The sequence below is a fragment of the Actinomadura oligospora ATCC 43269 genome (assembly GCF_000518265.1).
In the GTDB taxonomy this organism is placed as follows: Bacteria; Actinomycetota; Actinomycetes; order Streptosporangiales; family Streptosporangiaceae; genus Spirillospora; species Spirillospora oligospora.
Map to the genome: position 1 here is coordinate 400,637 of NZ_JADG01000003.1, position 7,806 is coordinate 408,442.

The following is a 7,806-nucleotide window of genomic DNA, read 5'->3' on the forward strand; positions in this document are numbered from 1 at the left end:
GAGGGTCAGGGGTCTCGGTGTTTCAGGGTGAGGTGGGCGGCGGTCAGGGCGGCCAGGGTCCAGGCGGCGAGGACGGCCATGCCGGTCCAGGCGGTGAGGATCGTGTGGGCCTGGGGTTCGCGGCGCATGATGATTCCTCCGGCGGCGTCGGGGAGGAACTGGGCCGCGTTCCGGACGCCGGGGATGTTGTTGAGGATCTCCGAGACCATGAAGAACAGCGGCACGAGGATGCCGAGGGTGAGCGCGGGGCTGCGCAGGACCGTGGCCAGGCCCAGGGCGAAGACGCAGAGCAGGGTCATGTAGAGGACGGACCCGACGACGGCGCGGGGGACTCCCGCGTCCGTGATCGAGGCGTTGTGGGCGGCGCCGATGGCGGTCTGGGCGGTGAAGAAGGTCGCGAGCACGACCACCGTGGAGACGGCGAGGGCGATCGCGGTGCAGGTGAGCACCTTGGCGGTGTAGAAGACGCCGCGTCGCGGGACGGCGGCCAGTGAGCTTCGGATGGTGCCCGAGCCGTACTCGCCGGTGATCGTGAGCACTCCGAAGACGACCAGGCAGATCATGCCGAGGCGCAGCCCGTTGAAACCGGAGGCGACCGGGTCGAACCGCGCCCTGCCCTCCGCGCTCATGTCGTCGTACGCGCCGCGCAGCACCCAGCCGAAGAGCAGGGCGATCAGCACGCTGACGAGGAGGCACAGGATGAGGCACCACAGGGTGGAGCGGACGGTGCGGATCTTGGTCCATTCGAACGCGACGGCCGCGCGGAGGTCCGCCATGTCAGCGCGCCTCCTTGCCCGCGCGGTGGTCGGACGCGTCGGCGGTGAGGCGCAGGAACGCCTCTTCCAGCGAGCCGGTGCGGGCGACGAACCGTTCTGCCGGGGTGTCGGCCAGCAGCCTGCCGCGGCCGATCACGACGAGGTGGTCGGCGGTGAGTGCCATCTCGTCCATCAGGTGGCTGGAGACGAGGACGGTGCGGCCTTCAGCCGCGAGCCCTCTCATCAGGCCGCGGATCCATCGGATGCCTTCGGGGTCGAGACCGTTGAGCGGTTCGTCCAGGAGCAGGACGGACGGGTCGCCGAGCAGGGCGGTGGCGAGGCCGAGCCGCTGGGCCATGCCCAGGGAGAAGCCCTTGGCGCGCCGGTCGGCCGCGCCGGTGAGGCCGACGGTGTCCAGGACCTCGTCCACGCGCCGGTCCGGGATGCGGTTGCCGCGGGCGAGTCCGAGCAGGTGGGCGCGGGCGGTGCGGCCGCCGTGCAGGGCTCTGGCGTCCAGGAGCGCGCCGACCTGACGCAGCGGATGCCTCAGTTCCGCATAGGGCAGGCCGTGGACGAGGGCCCGCCCGGACGTCGGACGCTCCAGGCCGATGACGGCCCGCATGGTGGTGGATTTTCCGGCTCCGTTGGGGCCGAGGAAGCCCGTCACGCGGCCGGGTTCGACCGTGAAGGACAGGTCGTCGACGGCCGTCCTCGTCCTGTGGCGCTTGGTCAGGCGGTCTATCTCGATCATGCGCCCAGCGTGGAGGGCCCGGTGCTCCGGCACATCGGGCCAGGGGATGTCATCCCCGGGACCGAGGCCGCGGGATGGCGTTGGGGATCTCTCTGGACGGGGGGAGTATAACGAGTATAGTACTGAGTATCTTCGGGGAGGCCGTCGATGAGCATCCGTCACGCGCTGCTGTCTTTGCTGGGTGAGGGGCCGAAGTACGGGCTGCGGCTCCGCGAGGAGTTCGAGCAGCGGACGGGCGAGCTGTGGCCGCTCAACGTGGGGCAGGTGTACACGAGCCTCCAGCGGCTGGAGCGGGACGGGCTGATCGAGTCCGACGTCGAGGAGACGGTGGACGGGCGGTCGTCGCAGAAGCGGTTCCGGCTGACCGGGGCCGGGCGGGACGAGCTGGCCGACTGGCTGCGGGCGCCGTCCGGCGTGACGCCGCCGCCCCGGGACGAGCTGGTCATCAAGGTGATGGTCGCCTCGACCGTGCCGGGCATCGACGTGCACGAGGTGCTCCAGGTGCACCGGCGGCACGTGGTGGAGACCATGCAGCGGTACACCGCGCTGAAGAGCCGCGCCGACGAGGACGACGTCGGGCTGGCGCTCGTCGTCGACGCCGAGTTGTTCCGGCTGGACGCGGCCTACCGGTGGCTGGAGAAGGCCGACGCGCTGCTCAGCAGGAGCGGCGCGCCGGGGTACGACGTCACCACGCACGGCACGCCGCAGGGCGGTGCCGCGCGGGACGTGGCGGGAACGACGTGAGAACGGGCTGCGCGACGGCGCGCGACCATACGGCTCGCAACGTGGAGGTACCGCGGTGAACGAACCCGCCATCGAGCTTCAGCGGGTGTCGAAGGTCTACGGATCCCCGCCCGACCAGGTGCGGGCCCTGACAGAGGTGGACCTCACGGTCCGGTACGGCGAACTGGTCGCCATCATGGGGCCCAGCGGATCGGGCAAGAGCACCCTGCTGACCATCGCGGGCAGCCTGGAGGAGCCGTCCGAGGGGAAGGTCCTGGTGGGCGGGATCGACCTGGCCAAGGCGTCCCGCAACGACCGGGCGAAGATGCGCCGCCGGCTGATCGGCTACGTGTTCCAGGACTTCAACCTGCTGCCCGGCCTGACCGTCGCCGAGAACGTCGCGCTGCCGCTGGAACTGGATGGCACCGGCGCGCGCGCCGCCCGTTCGATTTCGTTGAAGGCGCTGGACCGGTTGGGACTGAGCGAACGCGCCGACCGGTATCCCGATCAGCTGTCCGGCGGTGAGCGGCAGCGGGTCGCCATCGCGCGGGCCGTGGTCGGCGACCGGCGGATCCTGCTGACGGACGAGCCGACCGGCGCCCTGGACTCGGTGAACGGCGAGGCGGTCATGCGGATGCTGCGCACCGCGTGCCGGGAGGGCGTGGCCGGGGTGATGGTCACGCACGACTCGCAGCTGGCGTCCTGGGCGGACCGGGTCGTGTTCATCCGGGACGGCCGCGTCGTCGACCAGACCATCCCGCCGCCGGGCGCGGATTCGCTGCTCAGCGGCGGCAAGCCGTCCGGAGGACGGCAGTGACGGTCACGCTGGAGCCGCCCTCGCTCGGGGGACCGGCCAACGGGGGAGTAGCGGCCCGGCGTGCGATCGTCCGGTGGGCGTGGCGGATGCTGCGCCGGGGATGGCGGCAGCAGAGCGTCGTGGCCTCGCTGCTCGCGCTTGCCGTGCTCGGCGCGGTCGTGGGCGGGGCCACCGCCGTGAACCTCGCGCCGCGCGACGACGCCCGATATGGGCGGGCGCATCAGCTCGTCAACCTGGACGGGAGTGACCCGGCGGCGCTCAAGCAGGGCCTTGACCTCGCACGGAACAAGCTTGGCAGGGTCGAGGAGGTCGGACGGCGGTTCGTGCCCGTCCCCGGGGCGGCCGAGTCGTTGGAGGTCCGAGCGCAGGACCCGCATGGCGCTTACACAGCGCCGCTGGTGGGCGTCCAGGAGGGGCGGCTGCCGAAAGGCGCGGGCGAGACGGCGCTGACCGACGGCGCCGCCAAGGAACTCGACCTGAAGGTCGGGGGCGTGTTCACGGCGGGCGGGGAGCGGCGCAAGGTCGTCGGGATCGTGGAGAACCCGCGTGACCTGCGCGACGAGTTCGCCCTGGTCGCGCCGGGCACGCTGAAGGCCGACGGGGTGACCGTCTTCGCCAAGGTGTCGGACGACGCCTTCGACCAGTACCGGCAGGCGTCCAAGGTGCCGCTCGCCACGCAGACGCTGCGGCACGACGGGCAGGCCGCCGGGGCGGTCCTCGCGGTCACGACGGTGATGCTGCTGCTGGTGTCGCTGGTCGCCGCCGCCGCGTTCGCCGTGGTCGCGCAGCGGCGACTGCGGGAGATGGGCATGCTCGCCGCGATCGGCGCGACCGAGCGGCAGCTGCGCCTGGTGATGATCGCGAACGGCGCGGCGGTCGGCGTGATCGCGGCCGTCGTCGGGCTGTTCCTCGGCGTGGTGGTGTGGGCGCCGGTGTCGGGGACGCTGGAGGACGCCGCGCAGCACCGGATCTCGCCGTCCGGGGTGCCGTGGTCGCTGGCGCTGGAGTGCGCGCTGCTCGCCGTCCTCATGGCGACCGCCGCGGCCTGGCGGCCCGCGCGGAGCGTCGCGCGGATCCCGATCGTCCAGGCGCTGTCGGCGCGTCCGCCGCGGCCGAAGCCCGCGCACCGGGCCACGGCGCTCGCGGTGCTGTTCCTCGCCGGGGGCGTCGCGTGCCTCGCCGCGTCCGCGCAGACGAACCTGTTCCTGATCGCCGTCGGGACGCTCGGCACCGTCGTCGGCGTGCTGCTGGCGGGGCCGCTCGCGCTGCGCGCGCTCGCCGCGTTCGGCGGACGCGCCCCGATCGCGATCCGCCTCGCCGTCCGGGACCTGGCGCGGTACCGGGCCCGGTCGGCCGCCGCGCTCGCCGCGATCAGCCTCGCGCTCGGCATCCCGATCGCCGTCATCGTCGCGTCGTCGGCCGCGCAGGACACGGCCACCACCGGGAACCTGTCCGACCGCCAGCTGATGATCCGGATCGGACGGATCGGCGACTCGGTCGTCCCGCTGCGCACCGACACCGCGATCAGCGACCTGGACGCCCAGGTCGACCGGATCGCCGCGCAGCTCCCGAACGCCAAGGTCGTCCCCCTGGACATGCCGGTCGACCCGGCGATCAAGCCGGAGCCCGGGTACGCGGACGCGCAGGGCGGGCAGCCCGTCGCCGACCTCGGCATCCCGCCCGGCTCGACCGCCAAGGACGACGCGGGCGGCGCCGACCGCAGCAGTGGCGCGCTCCGTTCCGTCCCGCTGTACGTGGAGACGCCCGGGCTGCTCGCGCACCTCGGCGTCGACCCGGCGTCGGTGAGTCCGTCCACCGACCTGGTCACCGGACGGCACGGGACGATCGAGATCCCGAGCGTGACGAAGCCGGAGACGCTGCGCCACGTCCAGCGGGTCAGGACCAGCGCCTACACCGACGACCCGACGTCCGTGCTCACCTCCAGCGGGCTGGAGCGGCGGCACTGGAAGCGGATCCGCGCCGGGTGGTTCGTGGAGTCCGGCAAGCCGCTCACCGACGCGCAGCTCGTGGCGGCCCGGCACATCGCCGCGTCGGCCGGGGTGAACGTGGAGTCCCGCCGCGACCAGGCGTCGCTCGGGCGGATCCGGGTCGGCGCGGCGCTCGCGGGGCTGCTGCTCGCGCTCGGCGTGCTCGCGATGACGGTCGGGCTGATCCGCATCGAGGCGGCGCGTGACCTGAGGACGCTCACGGCGACGGGAGCGAGCAGCCGGGTCCGGCGGACGCTGACCGCCGCGACCGCCGGAGGGCTCGCGCTGCTGGGCGTGGTGCTCGGCGGGGTCGGGGCCTACGCGGCGCTGATCGCCGCCTACATGAGGGACCTGGGGAAGCTCGGGCACGTGCCGGTCCTCTACCTGCTCGCGATCGTGATCGGCGTGCCGGTCCTTTCGACCGTCGCCGGATGGGTCTTCGCGGGACGCGAACCGTCCGCGGTTGCCCGGCAGGCGCTGGAGTGAAGGCCGGGGCCGGTCCGCACCGGCCCGGCTGACAGGGAAGCGGCTCCAACGAGGCCGCACCGCCCGTGAACTCGGGCGGTGGAGCCTCGTTGGAGCCGTTCTGGCGTCCGCGTCGAGAGTTCTTGTCCGGCTTGTCCGCCCCGTGTCAGCATGAGCGCCGAAAAGCAACGTGAATTCGGTGTTCGCGGGCCCCTCCGGCGGCGCCGACGCTGTGGCGCCTGGGCGGTGGAACAGGAGTGCGACCAGGCGTTCTCGCCCCTGGAGAGGTGGGGACCTGGTGCGCTTGAAAGGCTTCTCGCGCGGCGCGCGAAAAGACGACGCGGAAATCGACGATCCGGAATTCGGTGTCGCGGAAAAGGAAGGCGCCGGGCCGGAAAGCGCAGAGGAAGAAGGCTCGGGCGAGGACGGGCGGGGAAGGGCGAGAACGGCCGGTCCCCGGGAAATGGCGCGGCTGGTCGTCGCGGCCGTCCGGCTGGTGTGGGCGGCGAGCCGGCGCGAGTTCATCGTCGTCGTGCTGATGGACCTGACGCAGGCCGTCGGGGTGTTCTTCCTGGTCGTCCAGCTCCAGCAGCTCCTCTCCGGGCTGATGGACCGCAAGGACGGCGGCGCGAACACCCTCGCCCTCGGCGTCGTCGGGTTCGTCGGGGCGAACATCCTGGTCGCGGTCGCCGAGGCGGTCATCGCGAACCGGCGGCAGCTGCTCAGCGAACGCACCTCCCTGCACGTGTGCCGCCAGATCATGACCGTGGCGTGCCTGGCCGACCTCGCCGACTTCGACGACTCCCGGTTCCACGACCGGCTGTACCGGGCCGCGACCAGCGCGCTCACCCGCCCGTCCCGGATGGTGGAGAGCCTGGTCACCGTCGGGCAGGTGCTGTTCACGCTGCTCGCGGTGGCGGTCGCGATGATCGTCGTCCAGCCGTGGATCGCGCTGTTCGTGGTGCTCGCGGCGATCCCGGTGTGGCTCGGCGGGGTGCGCGGCGGCGAGCAGCACTTCGACTTCGTCGAGGAGACCACCGAGGACGACCGCAGCCGGACCTACCTGTTCGAGCTGCTCACCAAGCGCGAGCCCGCCAAGGAGATCCGCGCGTTCAACCTGGAGCGCTACCTCGCCCGCCGCTGGGTGTCGATCATGGAACACCGGCTCGCGCTGCTGGCCGCGAACCTGCGGCGGCGGTTCGTGTCGGCGCTGCTGGCGTCCGTCGGGAGCGGGCTGGTGCTGGCGCTCGCCGCGGGGGTGCTGATCGCGCTGAACCGGTGGGCCGGGATGAGCCTCGCCGAGACCGCGACCACGGCGGGCGCGCTGCTGGTGTTCAGCCAGAAGCTCGTGGACGGCATCGGGGCCGGTAACGAGTTCTTCGAGTCGGCGCCGCTCGTCCGGGACCTGGAGTCGTTCCTCGCGCTGCGCCCCGAGGTGGAGCGCGGGCGCCCGGGCGGGACGGCCCCCGCCGAGTTCGGGTCCGTCGACTTCGAGGACGTCTCGTTCACCTACCAGGGCGCCGAGCGGCCCGCGCTGGAGGAGGTCTCGCTGCGCATCGGCGCGGGCGAGGTCGTCGCGCTGGTGGGGGAGAACGGCTCCGGCAAGACGACCCTCGCCAAGCTGCTCGCCGGGCTGTACGCGCCGGGGGAGGGCCGCATCCTCGTGGACGGCGCGGACCTCGCCGACTACGACCCCGCGACCTGGCGGGACACGGTCGCGGTCCTGTTCCAGGACTTCATCCGCTACGCGCTGCCCGCCGAGGACAACATCCGGATCGGCGCGGCCGAACGCGACCCGGACGACGACGCCATCCGCGCCGCCGCGAAGGCGGCCGGGGCCGACGCCTTCCTCAGCGCGCTCCCGGACGGCTACGCCACGATCCTCTCGCCGCAGTTCGGCACCGGCCAGGACCTGTCGCTCGGGCAGTGGCAGCGGGTCGCGCTCGCCCGCGCGTTCCTGCGCGCCGCGCCGCTGGTCGTCCTGGACGAGCCCAGCGCCTCCCTGGACGCGCGGGCCGAACGGGCGCTGTTCGACAGCGTCCGCGAGCTGTACGACGGACGGACCGTCCTGCTGATCTCGCACCGGTTCTCCACCGTGCGGACCGCCGACCGGATCGTCGTGCTGCGCTCCGGACGCGTCGCCGAGCAGGGCACCCACGACGAGCTGATGGCCACCGGCGGCCTGTACGCCGAACTGTTCACCCTCCAGGCGCGCGGCTACCTCGCGCCCGGCGACGAGAACGGCCGGTCCGATCCCGGACACGCCGAAGACCGGACGATTTCCCTGTACTGAGGGGGCGCTCGCGC

General features: G+C 72.8%; 5 protein-coding genes and 1 pseudogene. 4 read left to right on the forward strand and 2 right to left on the reverse strand.

Annotation, left to right across the window (positions count from 1 at the left end; genetic code table 11):
• Positions 1-5 precede the first annotated feature (5 nt).
• Together P696_RS0101730 and P696_RS0101735 are read right to left on the reverse strand one after the other, a co-directional pair.
• A complete protein-coding gene (locus tag P696_RS0101730; RefSeq protein WP_026410978.1) occupies positions 6-776 on the reverse strand; it encodes an ABC transporter permease in 771 nt (256 codons plus the stop codon).
• Between the two features lie 94 nt (positions 777-870).
• A pseudogene (locus P696_RS0101735) lies at positions 871-1,506 on the reverse strand (ATP-binding cassette domain-containing protein); the annotation flags it as partial.
• Positions 1,507-1,653: 147 nt separating this feature from the next.
• Here P696_RS0101735 and P696_RS42570 point away from each other — a divergent pair.
• The 4 genes from P696_RS42570 to P696_RS42575 all read left to right on the forward strand — a co-directional run bounded on the left by P696_RS42570 (position 1,654) and on the right by P696_RS42575 (position 7,792).
• Positions 1,654-2,250 carry a PadR family transcriptional regulator gene (locus tag P696_RS42570; protein WP_051466574.1) on the forward strand — a complete coding sequence of 199 codons (597 nt, stop codon included), beginning with the start codon at positions 1,654-1,656 and terminating at the stop codon, positions 2,248-2,250.
• A gap of 55 nt (positions 2,251-2,305) precedes the next feature.
• Positions 2,306-3,046 (forward strand): ABC transporter ATP-binding protein, encoded by a 741-nt coding sequence (locus tag P696_RS0101745; RefSeq protein WP_026410980.1) that lies wholly within the window; start codon positions 2,306-2,308, stop codon positions 3,044-3,046.
• A complete protein-coding gene (locus P696_RS0101750; protein ID WP_026410981.1) occupies positions 3,043-5,520 on the forward strand; it encodes an FtsX-like permease family protein in 2,478 nt (825 codons plus the stop codon). Before P696_RS0101745 ends, P696_RS0101750 begins: the two co-directional genes overlap by 4 nt.
• A 442-nt stretch (positions 5,521-5,962) precedes the next feature.
• On the forward strand, positions 5,963-7,792 hold the full coding sequence (locus P696_RS42575) for an ABC transporter ATP-binding protein (protein WP_051466576.1): 1,830 nt from the start codon (positions 5,963-5,965) through the stop codon (positions 7,790-7,792).
• Positions 7,793-7,806: the final 14 nt, after the last annotated feature.

What these genes read in the sequence shown, in the direction of transcription:
- P696_RS42575 (WP_051466576.1), top strand. Translation starts at nt 5,963, where the DNA reads ATGGCGCGGCTGGTCGTCGCGGCCGTCCGGCTGGTGTGGGCGGCGAGC.
- P696_RS0101730 (WP_026410978.1), bottom strand. Translation starts at nt 776, where the DNA reads ATGGCGGACCTCCGCGCGGCCGTCGCGTTCGAATGGACCAAGATCCGC.
- P696_RS42570 (WP_051466574.1), top strand. Translation starts at nt 1,654, where the DNA reads ATGAGCATCCGTCACGCGCTGCTGTCTTTGCTGGGTGAGGGGCCGAAG.